At 70.0% G+C, this 25766-nt stretch carries 22 protein-coding genes; 9 read left to right on the forward strand and 13 right to left on the reverse strand.

Annotation, left to right across the window (positions count from 1 at the left end; all coding sequences use genetic code 11):
* Positions 1 to 2 precede the first annotated feature (2 nt).
* Positions 3 to 380: a transposase gene (locus CFK39_RS16790; protein ID WP_338027717.1), complete on the reverse strand. Its 378-nt coding sequence runs from the start codon at positions 378 to 380 to the stop codon at positions 3 to 5.
* Positions 263 to 1093: an IS110 family transposase gene (locus CFK39_RS07580; protein WP_245823004.1), complete on the reverse strand. Its 831-nt coding sequence runs from the start codon at positions 1091 to 1093 to the stop codon at positions 263 to 265. Before CFK39_RS07580 ends, CFK39_RS16790 begins: the two co-directional genes overlap by 118 nt.
* Before the next feature lie 639 nt (positions 1094 to 1732).
* Here CFK39_RS07580 and CFK39_RS07585 point away from each other — a divergent pair.
* Positions 1733 to 3166: a sodium:proton antiporter gene (locus tag CFK39_RS07585; protein ID WP_089064962.1), complete on the forward strand. Its 1434-nt coding sequence runs from the start codon at positions 1733 to 1735 to the stop codon at positions 3164 to 3166.
* Positions 3167 to 3224: 58 nt separating this feature from the next.
* Positions 3225 to 4547, forward strand: a complete 1323-nt coding sequence (gene nhaA / locus CFK39_RS07590) for a Na+/H+ antiporter NhaA (RefSeq protein WP_089064963.1) — start codon at positions 3225 to 3227, stop codon at positions 4545 to 4547.
* Positions 4548 to 4577: 30 nt separating this feature from the next.
* Here the strand turns inward: nhaA and CFK39_RS07595 are convergent, their stop codons facing one another.
* The 4 genes from CFK39_RS07595 to CFK39_RS07610 all read right to left on the reverse strand — a co-directional run bounded on the left by CFK39_RS07595 (position 4578) and on the right by CFK39_RS07610 (position 9956).
* Positions 4578 to 4991 (reverse strand): universal stress protein, encoded by a 414-nt coding sequence (locus tag CFK39_RS07595; RefSeq protein ID WP_089064964.1) that lies wholly within the window; start codon positions 4989 to 4991, stop codon positions 4578 to 4580.
* 79 nt (positions 4992 to 5070) lie between these two features.
* Entirely contained in the window at positions 5071 to 6528 is a 1458-nt protein-coding gene (locus CFK39_RS07600) for an APC family permease (RefSeq protein ID WP_089064965.1), read from the reverse strand.
* Between the two features lie 120 nt (positions 6529 to 6648).
* Positions 6649 to 8229, reverse strand: coding sequence for an LssY C-terminal domain-containing protein (locus CFK39_RS07605; RefSeq protein ID WP_089064966.1), 1581 nt, complete (start codon positions 8227 to 8229; stop codon positions 6649 to 6651).
* Positions 8230 to 8312: 83 nt separating this feature from the next.
* Positions 8313 to 9956, reverse strand: a complete 1644-nt coding sequence (locus tag CFK39_RS07610; RefSeq protein ID WP_089064967.1) for an MFS transporter — start codon at positions 9954 to 9956, stop codon at positions 8313 to 8315.
* A gap of 114 nt (positions 9957 to 10070) precedes the next feature.
* Here CFK39_RS07610 and CFK39_RS07615 point away from each other — a divergent pair, with 114 nt between their 5' ends.
* The 3 genes from CFK39_RS07615 (at position 10071) to CFK39_RS16220 (ending at position 14601) form a co-directional block, all read left to right on the forward strand.
* Positions 10071 to 10919: an aldo/keto reductase gene (locus CFK39_RS07615; protein ID WP_089064968.1), complete on the forward strand. Its 849-nt coding sequence runs from the start codon at positions 10071 to 10073 to the stop codon at positions 10917 to 10919.
* Between the two features lie 368 nt (positions 10920 to 11287).
* Complete coding sequence (locus tag CFK39_RS16215; protein ID WP_157697103.1) at positions 11288 to 13132, forward strand: hypothetical protein; 1845 nt, start codon at positions 11288 to 11290, stop codon at positions 13130 to 13132.
* Complete coding sequence (locus tag CFK39_RS16220) at positions 13129 to 14601, forward strand: hypothetical protein (RefSeq protein ID WP_157697104.1); 1473 nt, start codon at positions 13129 to 13131, stop codon at positions 14599 to 14601. The genes CFK39_RS16215 and CFK39_RS16220 overlap by 4 nt, the downstream gene beginning before the upstream one ends.
* Before the next feature lie 89 nt (positions 14602 to 14690).
* On the opposite strand, the gene CFK39_RS07625 is transcribed toward CFK39_RS16220, so the two are convergent.
* From CFK39_RS07625 to CFK39_RS07655, 7 genes are all read right to left on the reverse strand, one after another.
* Positions 14691 to 15446 (reverse strand): iron ABC transporter ATP-binding protein, encoded by a 756-nt coding sequence (locus CFK39_RS07625; RefSeq protein WP_089064969.1) that lies wholly within the window; start codon positions 15444 to 15446, stop codon positions 14691 to 14693.
* A complete protein-coding gene (locus tag CFK39_RS07630) occupies positions 15443 to 16630 on the reverse strand; it encodes an iron chelate uptake ABC transporter family permease subunit (protein WP_089064970.1) in 1188 nt (395 codons plus the stop codon). Before CFK39_RS07630 ends, CFK39_RS07625 begins: the two co-directional genes overlap by 4 nt.
* On the reverse strand, positions 16623 to 17624 hold the full coding sequence (locus CFK39_RS07635) for an ABC transporter permease (RefSeq protein ID WP_089064971.1): 1002 nt from the start codon (positions 17622 to 17624) through the stop codon (positions 16623 to 16625). Before CFK39_RS07635 ends, CFK39_RS07630 begins: the two co-directional genes overlap by 8 nt.
* Before the next feature lie 131 nt (positions 17625 to 17755).
* A complete protein-coding gene (locus CFK39_RS07640; protein WP_089064972.1) occupies positions 17756 to 18760 on the reverse strand; it encodes a siderophore ABC transporter substrate-binding protein in 1005 nt (334 codons plus the stop codon).
* 404 nt (positions 18761 to 19164) lie between these two features.
* On the reverse strand, positions 19165 to 19476 hold the full coding sequence (locus tag CFK39_RS07645) for a 2TM domain-containing protein (protein ID WP_157697105.1): 312 nt from the start codon (positions 19474 to 19476) through the stop codon (positions 19165 to 19167).
* Positions 19477 to 19605: 129 nt separating this feature from the next.
* A complete protein-coding gene (locus CFK39_RS07650) occupies positions 19606 to 20445 on the reverse strand; it encodes a methyltransferase domain-containing protein (RefSeq protein WP_089064974.1) in 840 nt (279 codons plus the stop codon).
* A gap of 66 nt (positions 20446 to 20511) precedes the next feature.
* Positions 20512 to 21618 (reverse strand): FUSC family protein, encoded by a 1107-nt coding sequence (locus tag CFK39_RS07655; protein ID WP_089064975.1) that lies wholly within the window; start codon positions 21616 to 21618, stop codon positions 20512 to 20514.
* Positions 21619 to 21779: 161 nt separating this feature from the next.
* Here CFK39_RS07655 and CFK39_RS07660 point away from each other — a divergent pair, with 161 nt between their 5' ends.
* The 4 genes from CFK39_RS07660 to CFK39_RS07680 all read left to right on the forward strand — a co-directional run bounded on the left by CFK39_RS07660 (position 21780) and on the right by CFK39_RS07680 (position 25746).
* Positions 21780 to 23288 carry a purine-cytosine permease family protein gene (locus CFK39_RS07660; protein ID WP_089064976.1) on the forward strand — a complete coding sequence of 503 codons (1509 nt, stop codon included), beginning with the start codon at positions 21780 to 21782 and terminating at the stop codon, positions 23286 to 23288.
* Positions 23289 to 23400: 112 nt separating this feature from the next.
* Positions 23401 to 24969, forward strand: coding sequence for an isochorismatase family protein (locus tag CFK39_RS17315; RefSeq protein WP_338027709.1), 1569 nt, complete (start codon positions 23401 to 23403; stop codon positions 24967 to 24969).
* Positions 24956 to 25186 (forward strand): hypothetical protein, encoded by a 231-nt coding sequence (locus tag CFK39_RS07675; RefSeq protein WP_089064977.1) that lies wholly within the window; start codon positions 24956 to 24958, stop codon positions 25184 to 25186. Before CFK39_RS17315 ends, CFK39_RS07675 begins: the two co-directional genes overlap by 14 nt.
* A complete protein-coding gene (locus tag CFK39_RS07680) occupies positions 25183 to 25746 on the forward strand; it encodes a DUF488 domain-containing protein (RefSeq protein ID WP_089064978.1) in 564 nt (187 codons plus the stop codon). Before CFK39_RS07675 ends, CFK39_RS07680 begins: the two co-directional genes overlap by 4 nt.
* The last annotated feature ends 20 nt before the right edge of the window (positions 25747 to 25766 follow it).

The following is a 25766-nucleotide window of genomic DNA, read 5'->3' on the forward strand; positions in this document are numbered from 1 at the left end:
TGTCAAGCGGCTTGCGGTACGCAAGTCGTTGAGGTGGGGTTCAGTGGGATCGGGGTGGTGGCGAGGGCTTCGGCGTGGGCACGGGTGAGAGCGCGCCAGATGCGGCGGGCGATCGCGCTCTTCAAGCAGCGGAGGGCTTCCATCACGGTCTTGCCCTGTTCGCGGAGCCGGTCGTAGTACTCCTTACCGGGTCCTTCGAGACGGACTTGAGTGAGGGCGATGCGGTGGATCGCGCAATTCAACTGACGATTCCCGCCCCTGTTCAGACGGACTCTCCCCTCGGTCTTGCCTGACCAGACCGGGATCGGAGCGCAGCCGGCGAACATCGCGTACTTCCCCTCGTTCGCGAACCGTTCGATCCCGGCGGTCTCGGCGAGGATCTTCGCGGCCGACAGCTCCGCGCAGCCGGGATCTCCAACAGCACCGGCTCCACCTCCCGGACCATGACACGCAGCCGCGCATCCAGCTCGCTGATCGAGGAGCAGAGCCGTTCGAGGTCGGCCAGGACCATGCCCGCGATCTCCGCGACGATCCCCTCGCTCGCCTCGACCAGCTCCCGCACTCGTTCCTGAGCCGGTCGATGGGTCAGCGCGCGTGGTGCCGGGTCGACTTCGGGGTCGAGCTCGTGCAGGTGCCAGCGCAGGCGGTTGATCACCCGGGTCCGCTCCGCGACCAGGTCCTCACGACGCGCCAGGACCAGCTTGACCTCTCGTGCCTGCTCATCGGTGAACGCGGTCGGCAGATCGTCCTCGCGGGCCATCGCCCGCGCGACGGCGAGAGCATCGATCGGGTCGGACTTCCCGCGAGTGCGCGCTGTGGCGCGTTGGCGTGCCATCAGCTTCGCCGGCACCCTGACCACGGGCTCTCCATGGGCAAGGAGATCGCGTTCGAGCAGACCGGTGAGGTGGCGACAGTCCTCCACCCCCCACTGGCGGTCCTGCTCGATGAAGGACTTCCTGGCCCATCGGTAGGCCTTCTCGTGACCGCTATGAGTCGCGCGGACAGTGATCTGCCCGATCTGCTTGCCCGCCGCGTCGACCGCGACGAAGGTGTGCGAGTTCTTGTGGACGTCAGCGCCGATCAGGACCACCATGGTCACTGCCTCCCTTGAATTCGAGTGGGGGTCGAACGGTCGGGCCGGTCGGCGGACAAACCTCAGTGGGGCAGCTGCACGCTCCTATCAAGTCACGCCGGCCGGTCCTTCCCACCCGGCGACGGCAATACCCATGAAGGCCAGCTCAACGAAGAACGGCAGCCAGCGTAAGAGCCAATCACCGGATGGAAAGGATCCAACCACCGCGACATCCGCGGCACCAGCAAGCCTCACACTGAGGACAGCGTATGCACGGAGGTGCTCGCGCAGCGCGAGAACGGCCGGAATCCGCAGGGGGACCGGGGTCCTGCTCCGGATCGGAAGTGCGCCACCACCGACGATCGCGGTGAGGAGGTTGCCGCAGAGCACGTCACCGGGCCACCGGGCCCGTCGCCCGGACAACCGTGCCCGGTGCATCCCCCGCCGTGAGACACTTGCCGCGGAGAGCCGGGAAGTCTGGTCGGCACGGGAGCGTGATGCTCCCGTACCCGTGTCAACGATGCCGTGAAGGGACCAGCATGGCTCTCCCGTTCCCCACCCCGCGTGTCGGTGTGCGGGTCGGCCCCTCCACCGGGCGACCTCGGTGCCAGGGCGTGACTGATCCTCACCGTCCTGACCTCGAAGGTGAAGTGATCCGAGATGGACTTCCCCGTCTGGACTCTGATCCCGTTCGTGCTGATGCTGCTGGCCATCGCGATCTTCCCACTGGTCCCCGCCATCTCTCATCACTGGGATCGACCCCGCAACCAGCTGCTCTATGCGCTGGCGCTCGGTGTTCCGGTGGGGATCGGTCTGCTGGTCACCGCGCACCCCGAACTGGTCGCCCATGCGCTGATCGAATACGTCCAGTTCATCGTGCTGCTGCTGGCGCTGTTCACGGTCTCAGGCGGGATCGTCCTGCGCGGGGACCTGGCCGCCACTCCACGCACGAACACCGCCTTCCTCGCCGTCGGCGGCGTGCTGGCGAGCTTCATCGGCACCACCGGGGCGGCGATGCTGCTGATCCGCCCCATCCTGGCCACCAACTCCGAGCGGCGCTACCGGGCGCACACCGTGGTGTTCACGATCTTCATCGTCGCCAACTGCGGCGGTCTGCTGACTCCGCTCGGCGACCCGCCGCTGTTCCTGGGCATGCTCCGCGGAGTGCCCTTCACCTGGACCTTCTCCCTGATCCCGGAGTGGTTCTTCGTCAACGCCCTGCTGCTGCTGAGCTACTGGGCGCTGGATCGTCGGTTCCACGCCCGCGAGAAGCCGGAGGCGCTCGCGATGGACATGGACAACCGCAGGCCGCTGCGGCTGGCCGGGGCGGCGAACCTGATCTGGTTCGCGGTGATCATCCTCGCCGTGGCCAAGGTCCCGTCGCTGGACATCGACGCCGTCGCCCACGGCCACATCGAGGGGCTGAACTGGGTGCCCTGGCGCGAGCTGGTGATGCTCACCGCCGCCACCTGCTCCTTCCTCATCGGTTCGAAGAAGATCCGCTTCGAGGAGAACCAGTTCAGCTGGGGCCCGATCCAGGAGGTCGGCGCCCTGTTCATCGGCATCTTCCTGACCATGGTCCCGGCCCTGCAGGTGCTGCGTGTCGCCGCCCCGAACCTGCCGCTGAACGAGATCACGCTGTTCCTGTTCACCGGCGGGCTCTCCGCCGTGCTGGACAACGCCCCCACCTATGTGACGTTCTTCGAGATGGCCACGCAGCTGCCGGGCGATCCCCGGGTGGCGGACGTCCCCGAGATGCTGCTGGTCTCGATCTCGCTGGGTGCCGTGCTCTGCGGGGCCATGACCTATATCGGCAACGGACCGAACTTCATGGTGAAGTCGGTGGCCGAGGACGGCGGCGTGAAGATGCCGACCTTCCTGGGCTACATCCGCTCCGCGCTCATCTACCTCGCACCGGTCCTGCTGGCCATGCTGCTGCTGTTCATCGCCGACCCGCTGTGGGCGAAAGCGCTCGGCGGTGCCGTGGTCATCCTGATCCTGGTGCGCGTCGTCCGGCACGCCACCGCCCCACCTCCGCAGGTGCTCGGCCGCAGCGCCCGCGCTGCCGAGCCGGAGGCCCCGCCGCAGATCTGATCGCTGCGAACGGGGCGCCCTACCAACCCACTGCCCCCGATCCGCAGGAGACCTCTTCATGACCGCACCGTCGAACGCCGTCCGCGAGCACGGCACCTATCGCACCCTCCGGCCCGCCGAGGCATGGGTCACGCGGGCCATCCCCGGCGGGGCGCTCCTGCTGCTGGCCACCGTGCTCGCGCTGCTCTTCGCCAACACCCCGCTGTCGGACCTGTACTTCACCGTGCGCGATACACACATCGGCTTCACCGCCGGTCCGCTCGATCTGGACCTCTCGATCGGGCACTGGGCCGCCGACGGCCTGCTGGCGATCTTCTTCTTCCTCGCGGGGCTCGAGCTCAAGCAGGAGTTCGTGGTCGGCGACCTGCACTCCCCCTCCAAGGCCCTGGTGCCTATCGCCGCGGCGTTCGGCGGCGTGGCCATCCCCGCGCTCCTGTACACCGTGATCAACCTCAGCGGGCCCGCAGGCTCCGGCCACGGCTGGGCGATCCCCGCAGCCACCGACATCGCCTTCGCGGTCGCGATCCTGGCGCTGCTGGGCTCGAGCCTGCCACCGGCGCTGCGCACCTTCTTGCTGACCCTCGCGATCGTCGACGACCTGATCGCGATCACGATCATCGCGATCTTCTACACCTCGGACCTGCGTCTGTGGTTCCTCGCCCTCGCAGTGATCCCGATCGGACTGTTCTGGTGGCTGACGAACAAGCGCGAGGCCTGGTTCAAGAAGCACTACTGGACGGCCTGGGCGCTGCTGGGCCCGCTCGCGCTGATCACCTGGGTGCTGTTCCTGAACTCCGGTGTGCACGCCACCATCGCCGGTGTCGTGCTCGCGTTCATGGTGCCGGTGCGGGGCATCTCCGACTACGGGAAGCAGCACTCCCTCTCCCACACCCTCGAGCACCGGCTGCGCCCCTTCTCCAGCGCCCTGGCCGTGCCGCTCTTCGCCTTCTTCAGCGCCGGCGTCGCCGTGGGCGGGGTGAGCGGGCTGCTGAACGCCTGGCAGTCCACCGTCGCGCTCGGCATCATCGTCGGCCTCGTGATCGGCAAGATCCTCGGCATCGTGGGCACGTCGTACCTGCTGACCACCTTCACCAAGGCCCGGCTCGACCCCTCCCTGAAGTGGGCCGACATGATCGGGATGGCCGCCGTCGCCGGCATCGGCTTCACCGTCTCGCTGCTGGTCTCCGAACTCAGCTTCCAGGTGGGCGACGACATGTACGACTGGGCGAAGGTGGGCGTGCTGACCGCCTCCGCACTGGCCGCGGTGCTCGGTGCGGTGATCCTCGTCCCCCGCAACCGGATGTACGCCCGGCAGCAGCGGGAGTCCGGGGCGACGCCCGACGAGTACGACCGCGGCGCCAACTGGGGCGCCGACGGGTGACCCGCGCCCGGTGCCGGGTTCCGGGTGGCGTCAGAAGCGGGCTGGTGCCACGAAGCCGTCGGGCTTGACCAGCACCACCGGCACCGGCGACTCGATCGCGACCCGCTGCGAGGTCGAACCCAGCAGGATCTTCCCGATCGGGGTGCGCTTGCGGATCCCGAGAACCACCAGGATGACGTCATCATGCTCGACGGCGTCGAGGATGTCGTCGGCGGGATCATCCCGCCTGGGGACGGTGCGCAGCTCGAAATCGAGGCCGGTCTCCGCCAGCCGCTCCTCGAGCGGGCGCCGATCGGCCACTCCCCGCGCCTTGCGCGGATCGGGCGCCCTTTCGGAGGCGAGCACGAGCAGGGAGGCGCCGCGCCGCTCCGCCTCGTCGACCGCGTACGCGAGGGCCGCCTCGCTGGTGGCGCTGGGGACATAGGCCAGCAGGATGGTGGACATGAGACTCCCTCGGGGTGCGGGGTGGCGACCGCCGCGGCGGTCCCGACCGGGGCGGTCCCGGCCGGATGCTGGGGAAGCGTCAGTGCTTGCCCAGGTCGTCGGGATGATGGAAGCGGGTGCGACGGGCCCGCACCGCACGGTTGTAGAACCAGGTGATGACGAACAGCAGCAGCCCGATCCCCAACAGTCCGCCGGCGATCACGTAGTTCTGCGGCGGCTGTGCGATCGGGGTGACCAGGGCGAACGATGTGATCGCGCCGATCACCGGCAGCACCGTCGGGGTGTGGAAGTGCCGTACGTCGACCTTGTCCTTGCGCAGCACCAGCACCGAGACGTTCACCAGGCCGAACACGGCCAGCAGGAGCAGTGCGGTGGTGCCGCCGAGGGCGGAGATCGTCTCCTCGGCGAGCACATAACGCACCGTGAGCACCAGGGCGAAGGCCAGCGCGGTGGAGAAGACGATCCCGGCCCACGGGGTGCGGCGGCCCCGCAGGACCCCCTTGAGGAAGCCGGGCAGCACGCCCTGCTTGGCCATGCCGTAGAGCAGGCGCGAGGCCATCATCATGTTGATCAGCACGGTGTTGGCCACGGCGAAGATCGAGATGAACGCGAAGATCGTATCGATCGGGATGCCCGGCGCCCCGACCTTGACCACCTCGAGCAGCGGGGTGCTGGACTCGGTGAGCTGCCCGATCGGCACCACCGCGACGGCGAGGAGCGAGATCAACACATAGATCACGCCCGTGATCGACAGGCCCCCGATGAGCGCACGGGGGAAGTTCTTGACCGGGTCGACCGTCTCCTCGGCCATGTTCACCGAGTCCTCGAAGCCCACCATCGAGAAGAAGGCGAGGGCGGTCGCGCCGATCACCGCCATGAAGAGGCTCTTGTCGTCCTGGGTCTCGAAGAGGATCACCCGGGAGAGATCCGCCTGCCCGCGACCGAGCGCGATGAAGCCCACCACGATCACGAGCGAGAGGCCGGACAGCTCGATGAACGTGAGCACCACGTTCGCCTTGACGGATTCGGCGACACCGCGCAGGTTGATCAGGGCCACCAGGGCGAGGAAGGCCAGGGCGATGCCGGTGGCCAGCGGCTGTGCCGCATCGCCCAGCGGCTCCTCCAGCGCGAAGGCCTTCAGCACGTTCTCCGAGAGGAAGATCGCGCTGGTCGAGGCCGAGGTGATGCCAGAGGAGAGCACCGCGAAGGTGACCATGAAGGTCAGGAAGTGGACGCCGAAGGCCTTGTGCACGTACAGCGCCGCCCCCGCGGCCTGCGGGTACTTGGTGACCATCTCGACGTACGACAGCGCGGACACCATCGCGATGGCGAAGGCGACGATGATCGGGAGCCAGCCCGCCCCGCCCACCTCACCGGCGACCTTGCCGGTCAGGGCGTAGACGCCGGTGCCGAGGATGTCGCCGACGATGAACAGCAGCAGCAGCTTGGGTGTGATCGCCTGCTTCAGCTCCGGCTGGTCGTCGCTCGACAGCTCCGGATCGCCGACGACGGGCTCTGCATCAGGGGATTCGCTCATGGGATCCTCCCAGAGAAGGGGCGGGAACGCGTCGGCGGCGGCGCAGCGGCCTGTCACCAGGCCACCGAACGCGAGGAGTCGGCGCGATGGTGGGGGAACTCTACCCCGCGGTGACCGCCCTCACACCACGGGACGGGCCGCGGCGTCCCGCTCCTCGGCCGACGTCTCCGCATGCGCCTCGTCCTCCGCGCTGCGGACGTCCAGGCGCAGCGTCTGCACCCACTGGCGCGAGGCATCGGAGCTGATCGCCATCACGCCGAGCGCAGAGGCTCCCGCGCCCACCAGCAGCGAATGGGCGACATCACCGGACATGGAGGTGGCGAGCGCGAGCGCGGCGAAGGCGTCGAGGGTGAACAGCGCCATCAGCGCGATCCGTGCCCACCGGCTGCGGCGGATCACCCCGGTCTGCAGCAGCAGCGCTGCCACCGCGAAGGCGGTCGGCCCGAGCATCCCCTCACCGCTGGGCAGCACCAGCGCGGCCTCGGGGACCAGGGAGGTCGGGTCCACCCCGCCCAGCCGGGTGATCCACTGCAGGACGACCAGGACGGCCTGCACCAGCACCAGGATCCCGGTGAAGATCACCGTGGGCGGCGGCAGGTGGTGGTCTGCGGCGCGTGCGACGAGCTGGTGGAAGTCGTCGACCGTCTCCTGCCAGTGAGCGCTCAGCTCGCCCGTGACGTCCGCCTGTGAGGTCGCCGTGCCGCTGCGCCGTGCGACCGCCAGCGCCGCCCGGGCCCGTGACTTCATCACCGAGGTCCCCGTCGGACGGTGCCGGGGGAGCATCAGCGCGGTGGCGCCCGCGGAGCGGCTCCTCGCCCCGGCCACGTCCAGCACCGGCAGGTCCCCGTCGGTGCGGATCCGATCGCCCTGGCCGTTGCGGTGGTGGTAGGAGGTGGAGAACTCCCGGATCACCTCCGCATCGATCTGCGGATCGGCGAAGCGGACGGTGTCGATCACGAAGTCCCGCTCGGCGTCGATGTTCTCGTCGATCCGGTGGGTGACCTGCAGGGTGAAGAAGGAGAAGCCGACGGCCCGGTCATAGGAACCGGCCGCCAGCCAGTCGGCGCGATATCCGCCCGGCAGCACGAAATCCGGGGCGGTCCGCCAGAACCGCACGTGGTGGCGCTTGGTGGTGGTACCGCCCACCTCCTGCTGGTAGGTGAAGTCGTGGCGCCGGCCCATCAGGTACAGGTCCGAGACGGGGGCCGCCGGATAGGAGCGGCGCAGCAGCGTCGAGCGCACCATCGACCAGGCCGAGGAGAGGGTCCGCTCCTCGGCGAGCACCCAGCCCGCCCGGCGCATCGTCACGTGCAGATCCCGCTCGGAGCCGTCGAAGGCGAGGTTGATCGGGTCCGAGAGCACCCCCTCGGTGGTGCGGGTGCGGCCGAAGAAGTAGTCCGGCAGGTAGATCCGCGTCATCAGCTGATGCAGGCGCGGCAGGGTGATGTAGGTCAGCAGCACCCAGAAGCCCAGCAGGTACAGCAGCCGGATCGGCGTGAGCGAGAAGCCCTCGACCAGGTAGAGCAGAGCCAGCCAGATCGAGATCACCACGCCTGCGGCGATGAACAGGTTGTCCAGCAGCGAGTAGAGCTCGAACGTCGGCCCCGCCGCGGTGCGCCCCCGCGCATGGTCGTAGGCGGGCGGCTGCTGCGGGACGGGACGGCGCAGCGGCACCAGGTGCGCCTGGCGTTCCGGCATCATCGAGCGCGCTCCGTGCTCCGCATTCTCATGGGGCAATCGTAGGTGCCGCGGGGAACGGGCCGGTCACCGGTCCGGGGGCGTGCTCAGGACCGTCGAGCGGCTCGACGCACGGCGATCGCCCCGAGCAGACCCAGCAGCAGGAACCCGGCAGAGCCCGCCATGGCGAGGCGGGAGCCGTCGGCGAAGACGGTGCCGAGCTGGTCGAGCGTGCCCGGGGCGGTCTGCTGGGCCCGCAGCTGCGGGAGGATCGAACCGGCCGAATCGGTCAGCGCCTGCCCGTACCGGGCGGCCTCCCCGGTGAGGGAGTCGCTGCGGGAGGCGAGCCCGGCGGCCAGCAGGGCCCCGGAGATCGCCGTGCCCAGCGCCGTGCCCAGCTGGCGGACGGTGGACTGCGTGGCCGAGCCTTGCCCCGACTGCTCCGGCGGCACGGGGGCGAGCACGGTCGAAGTCAGCTGCGCGGAGGCGAGCCCGAGGCCCAGGCCGTAGACGACCAGGGTCACCACGAGCAGAGCGATGGAGGTGGCAGGGCCGAGCAGCGCGGCGAGCACCCCGACCCCGATGACCTCCATCCCGAGTCCCACCAGCACCGTGCCCGGGGCCCCGATCGCGGCGGCCAGGTGGCGGGCCGCGGTGCCCGAGAGGAATGCTCCGCCGGCCATCGCGGCGAGCACCAGGCCGGCCTGGAGCGTGCCCAGGCCGAGCACGTTCACCAGGTAGAGCGGCAGCACGAACAGCAGCCCGAACTCCCCGATGGCGACGGTGCCGGCGGTGATGTTCCCCCAGGCGAAGGCGCGCAGCCGGAACAGCGTCAGGTCCAGCAGCACCTCGCGGCCGGCCGCGCCCCGACGCCGTTCGACGAGCAGGAAGGCCGTCAGCGCGGCGACGCCGACCAGCAGCAGCACGGGGACGAGGGAGAGCGGACCGGGGCCGTGGAGCGTGAGCGCCCCGAGCTCCAGCGCGGACTGCTCCGTCCACCAGCCCAGCGTGGACGCCTCGATGATCGCGAACACCAGGGAGCCGAGGGCCAGCGCGCTGAGCAGGGCGCCGAGGACGTCGAGATCCCGTCGGCCGCCCGTCACCCGCGGTGCGTCCCGGGTCTCCCTCACCCATGCCAGGGTGCCGGCGAGGACCAGGATGCCGATCGGCACGTTGACCAGGAAGATCCACGGCCAGGAGAACGAGCTGGTCAGCCAGCCGCCGAGCAGCGGGCCGAGGGCGGCGGCACCGGCCATCACCGCGCCCCAGACCCCGAAGGCGGCAGCCCGCTCCGTCCCGCGGAAGGTCGCGTTGACGGTGGAGAGGGTGGAGGGCAGGATCAGCGCTCCGCCGACGCCCTGCAGCAGGCGGGCTCCGATCAGGGAGCCCGCTCCCTGGGCCATGGCCGCGAGCACGGAGGCGACCACGAACAGCCCGACGCCGGCCAGGAACAGCCGTCGCCGCCCGATGCGGTCCCCGACGCGCCCGCTGACCAGCAGCAGAGCGGAGAGGACCACGGCATAGCTGGTGGAGACCCACTGGGCGTTGGTGAGGTCGAGACCGAGGTCGGAGATGATCGTGGGCAGCGAGACCGCGACGATCGACCCGTCGATGACGATCAGGGCGAGACCGGTCGCCAGGACGGCCAGCGCCTTCCACCGTCGGGGGTCGGTGGAGGGGTCGGTCGGGGTGGAGGGCGCGGACGCGGCCGGGTTCGTCGCTCCGCTGTGCGAGGGACGTGACATCTTCATGCACCCATTTTATGACGTCGCGTCATCATCTGCATCCACCGAACGGAGGATGCATGCGAGCCGTCGGCCGTCGGGCCTAGGGTGGCGGTCCCACCCCCTCCAGGAAGGTCCTCCATGTCCTCAGAGTCTCCTGCCGTCCCGCGCCTGTCGTTCCGCGACGGCGGCACCATCCCCCAGCTCGGCTACGGCGTCTTCAAGGTGGCGGACGAGATCGCCGCCGACGTCACGGCCCAGGCCCTCCGGGCCGGCTACCGGCACATCGATACCGCGAAGATCTACGGCAACGAGGCCGGGGTGGGTCGGGCGATCGCCGCCTCCGGCATCGCCCGGGAGGACCTCTTCGTCACCACCAAGCTGTGGAACGACGCCCACGGCACGGACGACGCGATCGCCGCCTGCGAGGCTTCCCTCGCACGGCTCGGCCTGGACTACGTGGACCTGTTCCTGGTGCACTGGGCGGTGCCCGCCCAGGGGCAGTACGTCGAGGCCTGGAAGGCCCTGATCGCGCTGCAGGAGCGCGGTCTGGTCCGCGCGATCGGCGTCTCCAACCACCCCGCGGCCCAGCTGGAGGAGATCATCGAGGCGACCGGCGTGGTCCCCGCGATCCACCAGATCGAGCTGCACCCCTACTTCCAGCAGCGTGAGCTGCGCGAGGTCCACGAGCGTCACGGCATCCTCACCGAGTCCTGGGGCCCGCTGGGCCAGGGCAAGTCTGATCTGCTGGAGAACGCCGCGGTCACCGACATCGCCGCGGCGCATGGCGCGAGCCCTGCCCAGGTGGTGCTGGCCTGGCACCTCGCCCACGGCATCGTCACCATCCCGAAGTCGGTGACGCCCTCGCGGATCGTGGAGAACCTCGCCGCCGTCGAGCTGCGCCTCACGGCCGAGGAGGTCGCGGCGATCGACGCGCTGGACCGGCCCGACGGCCGCGGCGGCGCGGACCCGGCGACCAAGACCGCCTGACCACCGTGCTGCCCCGGACACCCGCGCGACCGGAGTCCGAGCAGCCCCTCCCCCGGTCCGGTCCCGGACGAGACGACGAAAAGGCCGGGACGCCGAAGTACTGTGTGCCTCATGGGGTGGGAAGGGGACCAAAGGGTGCATGACATCGCAGTGGGTGGGGCCGACGCAGAAGCCGGTGGTGCCCCACTATCGGTGATGCCATGAACGCCGCGCGGAGCCCGTCCCGACAGCGCTCTCGGCGCCTGTTCGTCATTGCCGCTGCGACTGTCGCAACGATCGCGATCGTGGTCGGCGTGATCACGTCCGGGTTTCCCGGGCCGAGTCCCTCACCGGCGGCAGCGGACATGGGCAGCACGGAGATCTCTGGGGTGGATCCCGTGGAGTCCGACGGCTCCGCCGGTCTCGACGTGGAGCTGGAGGCCGGGACCACTGACGTGGAGGTCGCGGCAGCACACGTACAAGGCACCGCACTGGCCCGCGTCACCGTTGATCCGACGGCCGATGTCGAGCTCTCGGAGGGAGGCTCCACCTTCCTCACCGCAGCAGCCGGCACCGGCACGGTCTCTGCCACGTCCTTCTTCCCTGTCCGGGACGGCGTCATCGCTGTGGGCTCGTCTTCGCCCTCCTCGGTCCATCTCGAGATCCTGGCTCTCTTCGATGGAGATTCTCGGACTGCGGGATCGCTTCGGCTGCTCCCCGCTCCGGTACAGGTCGTCGACACGGCGAGCGGGATCGGCTCGGACGACCTCACGGCGACGACGGACGTCTACGTCAACGGCTACGCCACCCCCCAGGGCACGCCGCACGTGCTGGTCCGTGTCACGGGCACGTTCGAAGCGCCCACCTCCGTGACCATGTCCGAGCAGGCGGTGCGCTTCCCCGCAGGATCGTCGACCACCACCACGGTGCTCAGCACCGACCACGATGCCATCACCCTCTCCGCGAAGGAGCACGGCGACCTGCGGATCGACGTCATCGGCTATGTGACGGCCTCCGACGGCACCACCCCACCCGAATCCCAGGGTGACTCCACGACTGCCGGTGCCGTCATGGGACTGTCCGAGCAGACCTCCCAGAGCCTCACCCTCACGGAGGACTCGCCCGCCGAGGTGGACCTCGGCGCTCTGCGGGCCACCGCCGTGATCGGCCTTCTCTCCCCCGAATCCGGCACCCCCGGGTCGATCACCAGCAGCTTCGACGCGAATGCCCACCACCTAGGAACCGCCGTGACAGCCGGAGCCGAGCGTGCCGGCGAGCTGGTGGTCGTCGCCGGGGACGCACCACAGCTCTTCGCCGACGTGGATGTACAGGCGGGCTTCCTGCCCGTGGCGGTCGTGCAGCCGAACGAGATCGGCATCGACGAGGACGTCTCCGTCACGATCGATTCCTTCCCCGAGCTGGACGCGGATGCCGCTCACGGAGTTCTCCGCTTCTCTGGCACGTTCCGTGCGCCCAATCGGATCGCTGCGATCAGCATCGCCGTCGACGGCCGGCAGGTCGCACCCAGTGCACCGCTGAGCCTCGCCGGCAACGGCGGCACGTGGCACCAGGACATCATCCCTGCGAAGAGCGGTCCCCTGGAGGTCACGGTCACCGCCGTGGATGTCGGCGGAGGTACGGCCACCACCTCCTGGAACGGCACCGTGACCGTTCCTGCTGACGATGATGTGGTGATCTCTCCGCAGGCGAAGATCCTCACCCCGGCGGAGATGGCCGGCATGACAGAGGAGAGCGCAGCTGTCCTCTCCTCCGAAGACGCTCCGCACTACACGATCGGCGACGTCATTGTCGCGGGTGCCTCAGACGGCCTTCCCGACGGAGCGCTCGGACAGGTGCTCGCGATCCGGTACGAGCAGGGACGCTGGCTCACCGTCCTCGGTCCCGCCACCCTGGGCAACGTGATCCTCCAGGGCGAATTCGACGTCGTGCTCGACCGCACGGACTCCGACGACATCGTGCAGCGGGACCTTGACGGCGACGAGCAGGAGCTGACCACGGCCTCCGCCGGCGCCGGCCCGATCGGGGGCATCGTCGGCGGTGCGCCCGCACTCCCGCTCCTGCCACCTATGGATGGATCTGCGGGGAGCCTCGTGAGCTCTCCACCGACAGTACGTACGACCTCGTGTCGCACACCTGCGACGACAAGCTCGCCTCGATACCGCTGGCTTCCCAGGAGACAGAGACGACGTCGGCCGACGGACTGTGGACGATGAGCGGGTCCGCACGGCTCGAGGCCTCGGTGACCTGCGAAGCGAAGCTGGGCGTGCGGATCGCGTACAGCGCCGAGTACAAGCCCGAGGGGGTGATCGCCGTGGGCCTCGACGCGGTCCAGTTCATGAACACCGTCCGGATCCTCGAGGACGACACGGCGCAGACGCTGGAGGGTGTGCTGACCACCGCCGGATCCCTGTACGAGAGCGACTGGACCATGAGCACCTCGCTCCTGGGCACCGCGGAGGTGGCGGTCGCGCTCAGCGGGAGCGCGAAGGGCGAGCTCGCGACTGTCGACGAAGAGCTCGAGAGGCACGTCCCGCTGGCGCGGGCCACGTTCTTCCTCGGACCGGTCCCGGTCACGCTGGATGGGGACGTGACGCTCACCCCGAGCATCGCACTGGATGTGGAAGGCGAATTCGAGCTCTCCACCGAGTTCTCCGGCTCCTTGGAGGCAGGTCTGACGCTCGTGCGGAGCACCGGCATCACCCCGCTCTCCTCACTGAGCACCGAGCTGTCGACAGGAGCCTCCGGGGTGGCGAGCGCGACAGCTACCGCAGCCCTGGCCGTGGAACCGACGCTGACCCTGTACAAGACGATCTCCCTCTCGCTCACTGCTCGCCCTACGGCGGAGGCGATGGCCAAGGGGGAATTCTCCGCTGCAGACGGGACCCCCTTCGTCCTCACCGAGGAGGAAGCCGTAGCCGAGCGGGCCAGCGCCGACTCCCTCTCGCTGACCACTCGCGGACGGCGCTTCCTCGACCTCGAGGGCGCGTTCGCGATCGGGCTGGATCTCGAGCGCGAACTGGCGGCGTTCCCCCGTATCCTCGCGGTCCTCGACGGCGCAGGGGTCCCGCTCGAGGTCACCCTGCTCGACACGACCTTCGCGGCCAGCACCTTCGCGGAGGAGATCCTGTGGGAGTACTCCTATCCGGCAGATGTCGACCCCGAGAACTTCGAGCCCGAGATGCCCGAGCTCGACTTCAGCGATGACGGCGCCGAGATCCTGGCGGAGCTCGAAGGGAAGAGCTTCGCGTTCTCCTCCGGCGCCGGAGCATGGCGAACGTTCTACGAGATGGGCCCTGACGGCACCTTCACCGGCACCTACTCGGACTCCGACACGGGGGCAGGCGTCAGGTACACCGCACAGTTCGAAGGACGGTTCGAGGTCGAGGAGCAGATCGATGAGACCACCTACGCACTGAGACTGGCGGAGCTCACGTTGACCACGCCATCGAGCGGTCAGGTGGAGGAGGACGGCTACGACATCGTGTACGTGCCGGAGGTATACGGGTTCGACCAGTGCCGTGACTTCCGCCTGTTGCTCCCGGACACCCCCACGAGCAGCCTCAACGACGACCAGCGGATGTGGTCGTACACGGCCCGCGAAGGTCCCACGCTGACGATCTTCTCCCTCACCTGCTTCGAGGAGGACCGGCAGGAGGACATCATGCACGACGAGATGCTCTGATGGGCACCGCTCACCGCGGCGCAGGTCTGCCCGGGCCACCTCCGGTGGGCCCGCGCGATCACGACGACTCCCACCCCGCCGCCGCGCGCTCAGTAGTAGACCGCGAGCGGTCCCGTCGGCCCGTCGATGACCTGCACCGGGGTGTCGAAGACCCGTGTGAGCACCTCGCCGTTCATCATCTCGCCGACCGGCCCGGCCTCGACCACGCCGCCGTTCTTCATGGCGATGATGTGGTCCGCGTAGTGCGCCGCGAAGTTGATGTCGTGCAGCACCACCACGATGGTGCGGTCCAGCTGACGGGCGGCATCACGCAGCCGCCCCATCATCTGCACGCTGTGGCGCATGTCGAGGTTGTTCAGCGGCTCGTCCAGCAGCACGTACTCGGTGTCCTGGGCCAGCACCATCGCCACATAGGCGCGCTGGCGCTGGCCGCCCGAGAGCTGGTCGAGGTAGCGGTCCTCGAGCTCGTCGAGGTTCAGGAAGTCGATGGCCTCTGAGATCTTGTGCTCGTCCAGCGTGGTCAGGCGCCCTTTGGAGTAGGGGAAGCGCCCGAAGCCCACCAGCTGCCGCACGGTGAGGCGGGTGATGAAGTGGTTCTCCTGGCGCAGCACCGAGAGGATCTTCGCGAGATCCTTCGAGGCGGTCGAGGAGATGTCGTAGCCGGCCACCTCGATGGCGCCCTCGTCGATCCCCAGCAGGCGCCCCGCCATGGTCAGCAAGGTCGATTTCCCGGCCCCGTTGGGGCCCACCAGGGCGGTCACTCCCCCGGAGGGGATGTCGACGGTGACCGGGCCGATCGCGACCGTCTCCGAATACTGCTTCCGCACTGCGTCGATGGTGATCACAGACGCCCCCTCCGCATGATGACGATGAGGAACACGGTTCCTCCGACGAGTTCGATGATGATGGACACGACGCCCTGCGCGGCGAAGAGATGGTTCATGACGAAGTAGGCACCGGCCAGGACCACGAAGCCGGTCAGCACCCCGACCGGGAGCAGCAGGCGGTGGTCGTGGGTGCCGGCGAGCTGGAAGGTCAGCGTCGCGACCAGGAAGCCGAAGAAGGTCATCGGGCCGACGAGGGCGGTGGAGACCGCCATCAGGATCGAGACCAGCACGAGCATGTAGATGGTCTGGCGCCCATGGTCGACGCCGACGTTGATGCACACGTCGCGGCCCAGTGAGATGACGTTGAGGCGGTGGGCGTTCGACCAGATCAGCGTGCCCGCGATGAGGATCAGCGGGATCGCGTAGGGCAGGTATTCGGCGCTCGCGTTCTGCACCGATCCGAACAGGCGGGCGGTGAGGACGTCGAACTCGCTCGGCGTGAGCAGGCGCTGCATGAAGGTGGAGACCGCGCCCATGCCGCCGCCGATGATGATGCCCACCAGCAGCATCACCTGGATGTTCGCGTACCGGCCGCGCAGCAGCCAGCCGTACAGCAGCACCGAGAGCCCTACCATCACCGCGACCTGCAGCAGGAACTGGCCGGTGCCCTGCAGCGCGACCACCCCGGCCACGCCGAGCAGGTAGACGGCCCCGGTCTGGATCACGGTGTAGAGCGATTCGAAGCCCATGATCGAGGGCGTGATGATGCGGTTGTTGGTGACGGTCATGAAGGTGATCGTCGCGACCGCCTGGCAGAACGCGACCACCGCCATCACCACCAGCGAGGTGGCGCGCATCTCGGCGATCAGCCAGAAGCCGCGCGAGCCGGTGGGCATCGGGTTGTCGACCGCGAGCAGCCCGGCGGCGAACCCGAGGGCCAGCACGATCAGGACGGCGAGCATGATCCGGTAGCGCCGACGGGCGCGGGCGTCGGGGAAGGCGCCGGAGCTGCTGCGGGTGCGGCGAGGAGCTCCGATGACCTCGAGGTCCTCGACCAGGTCGGCGGGGGCGGTGCTGATGCTGGGGCTGATCGGCTCCTCGGCGACGGCCTCCAGCCGGCGCTCGGTGAGCTGGCCGGCGAGGGGATGCGCCTCAGCGGGGCGGCGCACCGCGGAGGAGGGGACGGGGGTGCGCTCAGCCATGTCGACGCTGCCTCAGCAGGAGCGCGATGAACACGACGGCCCCGACGATCCCGAGGATCAGGGAGACCGGCACCTCGAAGGGCATGATGACGGTGCGGCCGATGAGGTCGCAGACGGTGACGATCGCGATCCCCAGCAGGCACACCCAGGGCAGGTTCGAGCGCAGGTCGTCGCCGCGGATCATCGAGATCACGTTGGGGACGATCAGCCCCAGGAACGGCAGGTTGCCGACCACCACGGTGACCACGCCGGTGGCGATGGCGACCAGCCCAGTGCCCAGCAGCAGCACCCGCTGGTAGTTCACGCCGACATTGGTGGCGATGTCCTCGCCCAGGCCGATGACGGTGAGCCGGTCGGCGACCCAGAACACGGCGATCCCGACCAGCAGCACGATCCACAGCACCTCGTAGCTGCCGCGCAGCACCGAGGTGAAGGAGCCGGCGAACCAGACGCCGAGGTTCTGCAGGGCATCGAACTGGAGCGCCACGAAGGTGGAGACGGCGCCGACGACGGCGCCGAGCATGATGCCGATGATCGGCACGATGAGGGAGCTGCGCAGGGTGACCTTCCGCAGGAACAGGAAGAACACCAGGGTGCCGACGAAGGAGAAGACGATCGCGACCGTCATCCGGGTCAGCAGCCCGGCGTCCGGGATCATCACCATCACCAGGATCAGCCCCAGCCCCGCCCATTCGGTGGTGCCGGTGGTGGTCGGCTCCACGAAGCGGTTCTGGGTCATCAGCTGCATGATCAGCCCGCACATCGCCATCGCGGCGCCGGAGAGGACCAGGGCCACGGTGCGCGGGATGCGGGTGATCGCGAACATCTCGGCCCCGTCATCGGCGCCGAAGATGTCATAGACCCCGGTGAACAGGGACGCGACCAGCAGCAGTGCGACCACCACGATGCCGATCACGAGTTTGCCGTCGATCAGGTGCTCGCGCCCGCGGCGCCGCAGCGGCGGCGCCCCGGTGGTGAGGGAAGGACTGGGCATCAGATCTCCTGGGGGAAGCGGGCACCCGGCGCGGGCGCGGGCCCGGCGGGAGCTGCGGCGACGCGCGGCACGGCGGGCCGGACCGGAGAGGTCCCGCCCGCCGTGCGGAGGTCAGCGACGGCCTGCGTGGCTCAGGCCTTGGCCTCGAGGGCGTCGGCGAAGGCGGTGAAGAACTCGGTATAGGTCTGGATCGACTCGTTGGTGTACGTGTCCGCCGGCATGTACACGATGTTGTCCTCCGCGACCGCCGTGACCCCGGAGAGCGCCTCGGAGGCGTCCAGGACCTCGTTGGCGGGGGTGTACTCCGGGTCGTCGGCGGAGATCGCCGCGTCGCGGTCCATGACCAGGATCCAGTCGGGGTTCGCATCGGCGATGGCCTCGACGGAGATGTCGTCGCCCTGGTGGTCGTCGCTGGCCCCTTCGATCTCGAGCGCGGGGGCCAGCCCGAGCGCCTCGAAGGTCCAGCCCAGGGTGCGGCCCATGCCAGGCGCGATGTAGCCGATGTCCCCGCCGGAAGTGGTAACGGCCATGACGGTGGAGGCGCCGTCATAGGCGGAGCGCACGCGCTCCATGGCGGCGTCGAGGTCGGTGCCGAGCTGCTCGGCCTCGGTCTCCTTGCCGAAGACCTGGCCCAGCACGCCCACCTGGCGCTTGAGCTCGTCGGCGAAGGGCTCATCCTCGCGCGGGTCCAGCTCGAGGATGGTGGCCTCGGGGGCGAGCTTCACGAAGTCGTCGTGGTACTGGGCGAACCGCTGGCCGTTGACGATCAGGGTGGGCTCGGCGGCGACCACGGCCTCGAGGTCGGGCTCGCGGTGGAGGCCCAGGTCGATGATCGACTCGTCATCCTTGAGCGGGTTGGTCGTCGGCATCAGCGCACGCGCGGCGGCGGTGAGGGTGACGCCCCAGTCGGAGAGCGTCTCGAAGGTGCGGTTGTCGGTCGCGACCACGGAGGCCGGCGGGATCTCGACGGTCTGGGTGCCGTTGTTGTCCTCGACCTCGACGGTGCCCTCGGCCGCGACCTCGTCGGCCGCGCCGGCGCCGGTCTCGTCGGCGGAGGTGCCGCAGGCGGTCAGGACGAGCCCGAGGGCGCCGGCGGTGGACAGGGCGCCGAAGTGGCGGCGGGTGAAGGAAGTCATGGAATGGCTTTCTCGGGAAGGCTCCGGGCGCCGCTGTGCGGGCTGCCCTGCAGGGTCTTTACTGAGGCTAGCCTTCCCTGATCGGTTTTCGCCAGTCCGAACTTGCTTTAATAGCCTGATTCCACCCTTCGGACGCTGTGGACCTGGTCACAGACGTCGGGCGCCGAGAGAACTGCGGGGACTGTCGATCTGGGCCCGGTTCGTACGTCATAGAGGAGCACAGCCGTCTGCTGGCCACTCTCGTGCGCCGCTGGAACAGCTGGTCGAGGAGCCGGTGCTGCGGCGTCACCACCCCTTCCACGTCGCCCTGGCGCTGTTCCATGAGGAGCTGGGGCAGACCGAGGCGGCCACGACCGCCTGGCACCGGGCGCTCGACCTGGTCGGCAGCGCGGCCGAGCGGCGGTTCAGCGCCCTCCGCGCAGCCGGTCCATCTCCTTGCGGACCCGATCCTCGCTCTCGCCGGGGCCGAACAGCGACCAGGCCTGCCAGAACAGACCGATCCCCCAGAAGACCAGCACGAACAGCGGCCAGGGGAAGCCGAAGCCATTGCTCCCCCAGGTCCAGAACAGGATCCCGTTGATGAGCAGATAGACGGCCAGCTGGACCACGAAACCACGCCGTGCCTGCAGGTTCCCCATGGCGCGGCGGCGCAGCTCGGCCTCGGGGTCGGGGCTGCTCCCCTGAGACATCTCTGTGTTCTCGAACGATGACTGCATCGCGGATCCTCCGGTGGCTGCGGCCCCGCTGGCTGCGGTTCCTGGTGCACTCACGACACTAGAAGCCCCCTGGTGAGCGCACCCGTGACGACTGTCATCGTTCCCTCGGACCCACGTCATGCTCTCCTCTCAGGCGCGGGCGAGGATCTCTCCGTGCAGCAGGCAGAACCAGCCGTCGGGATCCTCGGCCCAGGCCAGGAAGTCCTCCGCCAGCATCGCGCGCTCCTCCGCCTCTGCCCAGCCCTCCCGCTCGAGCTGTGCCGCGAAAGGGCCTGCGGTGAGCCGGCCGGCGCAGGTCTCGGCCCAGGCGCGGCGGGACTCGGAGGTCGCATAGAGCCAGGTGGAGGCTCCGGGGGTGACGTCCTCGAAGCCGGCTGCGTGCGCCCAGGCCAGCAGGCGTCGGCCGGCGTCGGGGGTGCCGCCGTTGGCGCGGGCGGCGCGCAGGTACAGCTCACGCCAGCGGTCGATTCCCGGGGCCTCGGGGAACCAGCGGAAGCCTTCGTAATCGCTATCGCGGGCGGCGACGATCCCGCCGGGGCGGGTGACGCGGCGGAGCTCGGCGAGCGCGGTCACGGGCTCGGGCAGGTGCTGGAGGACCTGATGGGCGTGGACCACGTCGAAGGACTCTGCGGGGAAGGGCAGCTCCTGGGCGTCGCCCACCACGACCTGGGCATCCCGGATCCCCTGGTGCTCCAGCTCGGAGCGGGTGAGTGCGGCGGCCTGCTCGCTCACCTCCAGCGCGGTGAGATTCTCCGGGCCGACGCTCCGGGCGAGGCCGGCCGTGATGGTGCCGGCGCCGCTGCCCACGTCCAGCAGACGCTGCCCCGTGCGCAGGTGGGGCAGCAGGTGCGCCGCAGAGTTCGCGGCGGTGCGGGTGCGGTGGCTGTCCAGCACGGCGGCGCCGTAGCCGTGGGTGTACGCAGGAGCGGAGGGGGCCGTGGGGGCAGAGTGCGCTGTGTTCTCCGGCATGGCACGACGCTATGCGTGGCCGCGCCCGTCGGACCAGGAGCGACCGCAGCGTGGTCGCCCTCGGCCTCAGCGCGGCGGCGTGACTCCGGTGGCGTCCCTCGCCGCGCCGATCGCCCGGTCCCGCAGCGCCGCCCGCCGGTCCCAGAGCGCCGCGGCGCTCACCACCGCAATGCCCACCACCGCGCCGATCGCGGTCTCCAGCACCCGGGCCTCGAGCAGCGCGCCGACCGGCTGCGGATGGGCGAGCTGGACCATCAGCAGGGCCAGCGGGGTGATGAACAGCAGTGCGACGGAGTAGTTGCGCAGCACGTACATCTCGGCGAGGAACTGCATGACCACCACCCACACCACCAGCTGCCACGGCTCGACGGGGAAGGACAGCAGGAAGGCGGTGGTGACGATGCCGAGGGTGGTGCCGACGATGCGGTGCAGCCCGCGCTCGAGCTGCAGCGTGCGGCCCGGGGCCGACAGCGGCGCGATCGCCGCGATCTGCGCCCAGTACGGGAAGGGCAGCCCGGAGGCCAGCCCCAGCATTCCGGCGATCGCGGCGGCGACCGCGAAGCGGCTGAACTCCGTGCCCAGCTGCGCGCGCGACCAGGTCTCCGTCGCGGTGCGCACGCCCGCGCCGGGGTGCCGCTCCCCCGCCCAGTGGCCGAGGAGGCCCAGCGCCACGCACAGCGATGCGCACGCCCCGGCGATGAGGAAGGCGGCCCAGATCGGTGCGGCCGGAGGGGCGGAGGCGACGGCGGCGACCGCGAACAGCGGGAAGATCGCCCCTCCCGGCTTCAGGCCGAGCCGCAGCACCACCACGGCGACCAGGCCCGCCACGATCGACCCTGCCACCAGGACGGTCCAGGACTCCGCGAGGTCGCTCATCGACTCCCCGAGCTGCGCGAGGGTCGCGCCGAGGGTCACGCACGCCGTCAGCAGCGTCCCGGCGATCGCCTGGCGCCTGAAGCGCATCCGCGTCGGCTCGTACCGCGAGTAGATCCCGGTGAAGGCCCCGAAGCCGACGTACATCGCCCACTGCACATGCCCTGTGACCAGCAGCAGGGACAGCGGGATCTCGAGGCCGAGCGCGATGCGGAAGGCCGGTATGTGGTCCACGCGACGGGGCCCGAGGCTGATCAGGCGCTTCGCGGTGGCCTGGATCCGGGTGGGTGCTGCGGGCACGGGGCTCCTTCCGGGACGTGCGCCTCCCGGACGCACCGGTCCAGGGTAGGACTGCCGGCGCGGCAGGTCACCTCCTGATCCGCTCACACCCGTGGGAGACTGCAGAGCACCCTTGCCCCTGCCCTCGGCCGGCGCCGCCGGCCCTCCTCCCCGGAGCAGCCATGACATCCCCCGACCGCCCTGTCCCCTCGCCCGCTGCGCCCGTGGGCGGCGCCGGCGTCATCGAGACCACCGGCATCGAGATCATCGCCGAGACCGAGCGGACCGCGAAGCCCCGGGATCTGGTCTGGCCCTGGTTCGCCGCGAACGTCTCCGTGTTCGGTATGAGCTACGGCTCCTACCTGCTCGGCTTCGGCATCAGCTTCGTGCAGGCGACGGTGGTGGCGATCATCGGCATCATCATCAGCTTCCTGCTGTGCGGGCTGGTCGCCATCGCGGGGAAGCGCGGCAGCGCCCCCACCATGGTGCTCTCGCGCGCGGCCTTCGGCGTGCATGGGCAGAAGGTGCCCGGGATCGTCTCCTGGCTGACCTCGATCGGCTGGGAGACCTCGCTGGCGATCTCCGCGGTGCTCGCCACCGCGACCGTCTTCGATGTGCTGGGGCTCGCCTCGGGCCAGGCGGTGACCGTGATCGCCACGATCGTCATCGCGGCCCTGATCGTCGGCGCCAGCGTGCTCGGGTATCACACCATCATGAAGCTCCAGTCGATCCTGACCTGGGCGACCGGTGCGATGACGATCCTGTTCATGGTCCTGACGATCCCCCACATCGACTGGGCCGCGGTGGTCTCGATGCCGCACGGCTCCCCGCAGGCGATGGTCGGCGCGCTGGTGATGGTGATGACCGGTTTCGGGCTGGGCTGGATCAACATCGCGGCGGACTGGTCGCGGTATCAGAAGCGCACGGCCTCCGACGGCTCGATCGTGCTGTGGAACACCGTCGGCGGGGCCGCCGCCCCGGTGGTGCTGGTGATCTTCGGCCTGCTGCTGGCCGGCTCCGACACGGGCCTCGCCGGCGCCATCGAGGACGACCCCATCGGCGCGCTGATCACGATCCTGCCGCTGTGGGCGCTGATCCCCTTCTGGATCGTCGCGGTGCTGACCCTGGTCTCCGGCGCCGTGCTGGGCATCTACTCCTCGGGGCTCACCCTGATCAGCCTCGGCATCAACATCCCGCGCCCGGCGGCCGCCGCGGTCGACGGGCTGATCCTCACCGCCGGCACGATCTGGGTGGCGTTCTTCGCCACCAGCTTCATCGGCCCCTTCCAGAGCTTCCTGATCACCCTGGGCGTGCCGATCGCGGCCTGGGCCGGCATCCTCATCGCCGACATCCTCAGCCGCCGCGCCGACTACGACGAGCAGGCGCTGTTCGATCCGGCCGGCCGCTACGGCGCCTTCGACTGGACCTCGATCATCACCATGGTGGTCGCCTCGGTCCTGGGCTGGGGGCTGGTGGTCAACTCCTTCACCGAGGCCGCTCCCTGGAACAACTGGCAGGGCTACCTGCTCCAGCCGCTGGGCCTGGGCACCTTCGTGGACGACCCGGCCGGGTCCTACTGGGAGGGCAACTGGGCGTACTCCAACATCGGGGTGCTGCTGGCGCTGGTGCTGGGCTTCGCGGTGACCTGGTTCGCCCGGCGCGGGAAGATCCGGGCGCAGGAACAGCGGTGAGGATCCTCAGGCGGGGCTGAGGCACCGGGCGTCGACCTCCGGGCAGCAGTGGCGGACCGCCCGGGGCACACAGGAGACGCCGCACCCGGCCGGCAGGCCTCATGATGTCCTCATGCGTCCCCCGCCGCCCCACCCGGCCCTGCCCTGGCTCGCAACACTCGGGGTGATGCTCATGTGGGCTTCGTCCTTCCTGGTCATCCGGGTCGCCGGCAATGACTTCTCCCCCGGGGCGATGACGCTCCTGCGGGTGAGCGCCGCCTCGATCGCGCTGCTGCCCCTCCTCGTCCTGGGCCGGGTGCGAGCACCCCGGAGCCCGCGGCTGTGGGCGGCGGTGGCCGGCTGGGGGATCGCCTGGTTCGCGGCCTATCTCGTGGTGCTCAACGCCGCCGAGCTCTTCCTCGATGCGGCCACGGCGGCGATGCTGGTGAACCTGGCCCCGCTGATCGTGGCGGTCGCGTCGGGCCTGCTGCTCGGGGAGGGGTTCTCCGTGCGGTTGCTGGCCGGGGTGCTGGTCGCCTTCAGCGGCATCGTGCTGATCTCCGTCGGGGCCTCCACCGGGGGTCTGTCGGGCGTGGGCGTCATGCTGGGGCTGGTCGCGGCGCTGCTCTACGCCGGCAGCGTGCTCGTGCAGAAGCTCCTGCTCGCCCACGTCGACTCCACCTCGATGACGGTGATCGGAGTGCTGGCCGGTGCCCTGGCCTGCCTGCCCTTCGCCCCGACCCTCGTAGCTGAGGTGGGAGCCGCTCCGCTCGGCGCGGTCCTCGGCGTCGTCTACCTCGGCCTGTTCCCCACCGCCTTCGCGTTCCTGCTGTGGGGATATGCCCTGACCCACACCGGGGCCGGACTGCTCAGCTCCTCCTCCCTCCTGGTGCCCGCCCTCACCGTGGTGATGGCCTGGCTGCTGCTGGGCGAGGTGCCACCGCCGCTCGCGGCGCTCGGTGGGGTGCTGTGCCTGGCCGGAGCCGGGTCCGCGGTGGCTCCCGCGGTGCTCGGGGCCCTGCGGCCACGACGACGGGCCGACTACCCTGGCCCCACATCGATCTCGTCGCGCATCGAGCACCACCCGGAGAGGATCCCGTCCATGCCCCCTGTGCCCGCGTCCCGCGAGGCGCCCTGGCTGCTGATCATCGACCCGCAGCGGATCTTCGCCGCCCCGGAATCAGACTGGGCCTCGCCGTTCTGGGAGCAGAGCTGGCCGCGGATCCAGCAGCTCGCCGCACAGGTCGGCCCCGAGCGGACCCTGCTCAGCCGCTGGCTGCCCACCGCCGACCGCAGCACCGCCTGGGGTGAGTACTTCCGGGCCTGGCCGTTCGCGGATGTCTCCGCCGCGGACCCGCTCTACCAGCTGGTCGACGGCGCCGCCGCGCTCTCCGCCCACCCCACCGTGGACGAACCGACGTTCGGGAAGTGGGGACCGCAGCTCGAGGGGATCGTCGGCCCTGCCCCGCAGCTGCTGGTCGCGGGGGTCTCGACCGACTGCTGCGTGCTCACCACCGTGCTCGCCGCTGCCGACGCCGGGGCGCACCTCACCGTGGTCACCGATGCCTGCGCGGCCTCGAGCCCGGAGAACGGCGCCGCGGCCCTGCACACCATGGGCCTGTTCCCGCCGCAGGTCGAGCTGCGAACGAGCGCGGATGTCCTGACGAGGATGACCGAGAGGAGCGACGATGGCGACCAGTGAGCCCGTCTGGGCGGTCGCGGGCGAGCGCACCGTGACCTGTGACCACTGCGGCCAGGGATGGTTCTGGAGCCGGCACGTGGTGATGAGCAGCAGCACCGCGACCATGTTCGGGGTCGATGCGTTCAGCCCGGAGGCCGCAGTGCTCTCGTGCACGAGCTGCGGGAGGCTCGCCCTGTTCGAGCCCCGGGCCCTGCAGCTGTTCACCTCCACGTCATGACCACCACCGAGGCGCCCGGCGCGCTGCTCACCGTCGGCCACGGCCGGCTGGAGCGGGAGGAGCTCGCCGCGCTGCTCACCGGGGCCGGGATCACCCAGCTGGTGGATGTGCGCCGCTTCCCCGGCTCCCGCACCAACGACGCGGCGGCGCGCGGCGTCGTCGAGGAGATCTGCACCACGGCCGGGATCGACTACCGCTGGGACGAGCGGCTGGGCGGGCGGCGCCGTCTCACCAAGGAGGAGGATGCCGCCTCCCCCGACACCTGGTGGCGGGTCGCGCAGTTCCGCGCCTACGCCGGGTGGACGCGCAGCGAGGAGTTCCGCGCCGGGATCGCCGAGCTGCGGGACGATCTCTCGCGCGGGCGCACCGCCGTGATGTGCTCGGAGGCCGTGTGGTGGCGCTGTCATCGCCGGCTGATCGCGGACGTGATGCTGCTCGAGCACGGGGCGGACGTCGCCGACCTCATGCACTCGGGGCAGCAGCGGCCGCATGAGCCCAGCGGGGGCGCACGCCTCGGCGGGGACGGGCACGTCGTGTGGGACCTGCCCGATGAGTCCTGACCGGCGGTGCCCGCGAAAAC

The organism is Brachybacterium avium (assembly GCF_002216795.1).
Lineage (GTDB): Bacteria > Actinomycetota > Actinomycetes > Actinomycetales > Dermabacteraceae > Brachybacterium > Brachybacterium avium.

What these genes read in the sequence shown, in the direction of transcription:
- CFK39_RS07580 (WP_245823004.1), bottom strand. Translation starts at nt 1,093, where the DNA reads ATGGTGGTCCTGATCGGCGCTGACGTCCACAAGAACTCGCACACCTTC.
- CFK39_RS07585 (WP_089064962.1), top strand. Translation starts at nt 1,733, where the DNA reads ATGGACTTCCCCGTCTGGACTCTGATCCCGTTCGTGCTGATGCTGCTG.
- nhaA (WP_089064963.1), top strand. Translation starts at nt 3,225, where the DNA reads ATGACCGCACCGTCGAACGCCGTCCGCGAGCACGGCACCTATCGCACC.
- CFK39_RS07595 (WP_089064964.1), bottom strand. Translation starts at nt 4,991, where the DNA reads ATGTCCACCATCCTGCTGGCCTATGTCCCCAGCGCCACCAGCGAGGCG.
- CFK39_RS07600 (WP_089064965.1), bottom strand. Translation starts at nt 6,528, where the DNA reads ATGAGCGAATCCCCTGATGCAGAGCCCGTCGTCGGCGATCCGGAGCTG.
- CFK39_RS07605 (WP_089064966.1), bottom strand. Translation starts at nt 8,229, where the DNA reads ATGATGCCGGAACGCCAGGCGCACCTGGTGCCGCTGCGCCGTCCCGTC.
- CFK39_RS07610 (WP_089064967.1), bottom strand. Translation starts at nt 9,956, where the DNA reads ATGAAGATGTCACGTCCCTCGCACAGCGGAGCGACGAACCCGGCCGCG.
- CFK39_RS07615 (WP_089064968.1), top strand. Translation starts at nt 10,071, where the DNA reads ATGTCCTCAGAGTCTCCTGCCGTCCCGCGCCTGTCGTTCCGCGACGGC.
- CFK39_RS16220 (WP_157697104.1), top strand. Translation starts at nt 13,129, where the DNA reads ATGAGCGGGTCCGCACGGCTCGAGGCCTCGGTGACCTGCGAAGCGAAG.
- CFK39_RS07630 (WP_089064970.1), bottom strand. Translation starts at nt 16,630, where the DNA reads ATGGCTGAGCGCACCCCCGTCCCCTCCTCCGCGGTGCGCCGCCCCGCT.
- CFK39_RS07635 (WP_089064971.1), bottom strand. Translation starts at nt 17,624, where the DNA reads ATGCCCAGTCCTTCCCTCACCACCGGGGCGCCGCCGCTGCGGCGCCGC.
- CFK39_RS07640 (WP_089064972.1), bottom strand. Translation starts at nt 18,760, where the DNA reads ATGACTTCCTTCACCCGCCGCCACTTCGGCGCCCTGTCCACCGCCGGC.
- CFK39_RS07645 (WP_157697105.1), bottom strand. Translation starts at nt 19,476, where the DNA reads ATGCAGTCATCGTTCGAGAACACAGAGATGTCTCAGGGGAGCAGCCCC.
- CFK39_RS07650 (WP_089064974.1), bottom strand. Translation starts at nt 20,445, where the DNA reads ATGCCGGAGAACACAGCGCACTCTGCCCCCACGGCCCCCTCCGCTCCT.
- CFK39_RS07660 (WP_089064976.1), top strand. Translation starts at nt 21,780, where the DNA reads ATGACATCCCCCGACCGCCCTGTCCCCTCGCCCGCTGCGCCCGTGGGC.
- CFK39_RS17315 (WP_338027709.1), top strand. Translation starts at nt 23,401, where the DNA reads ATGCGTCCCCCGCCGCCCCACCCGGCCCTGCCCTGGCTCGCAACACTC.
- CFK39_RS07675 (WP_089064977.1), top strand. Translation starts at nt 24,956, where the DNA reads ATGGCGACCAGTGAGCCCGTCTGGGCGGTCGCGGGCGAGCGCACCGTG.
- CFK39_RS07680 (WP_089064978.1), top strand. Translation starts at nt 25,183, where the DNA reads ATGACCACCACCGAGGCGCCCGGCGCGCTGCTCACCGTCGGCCACGGC.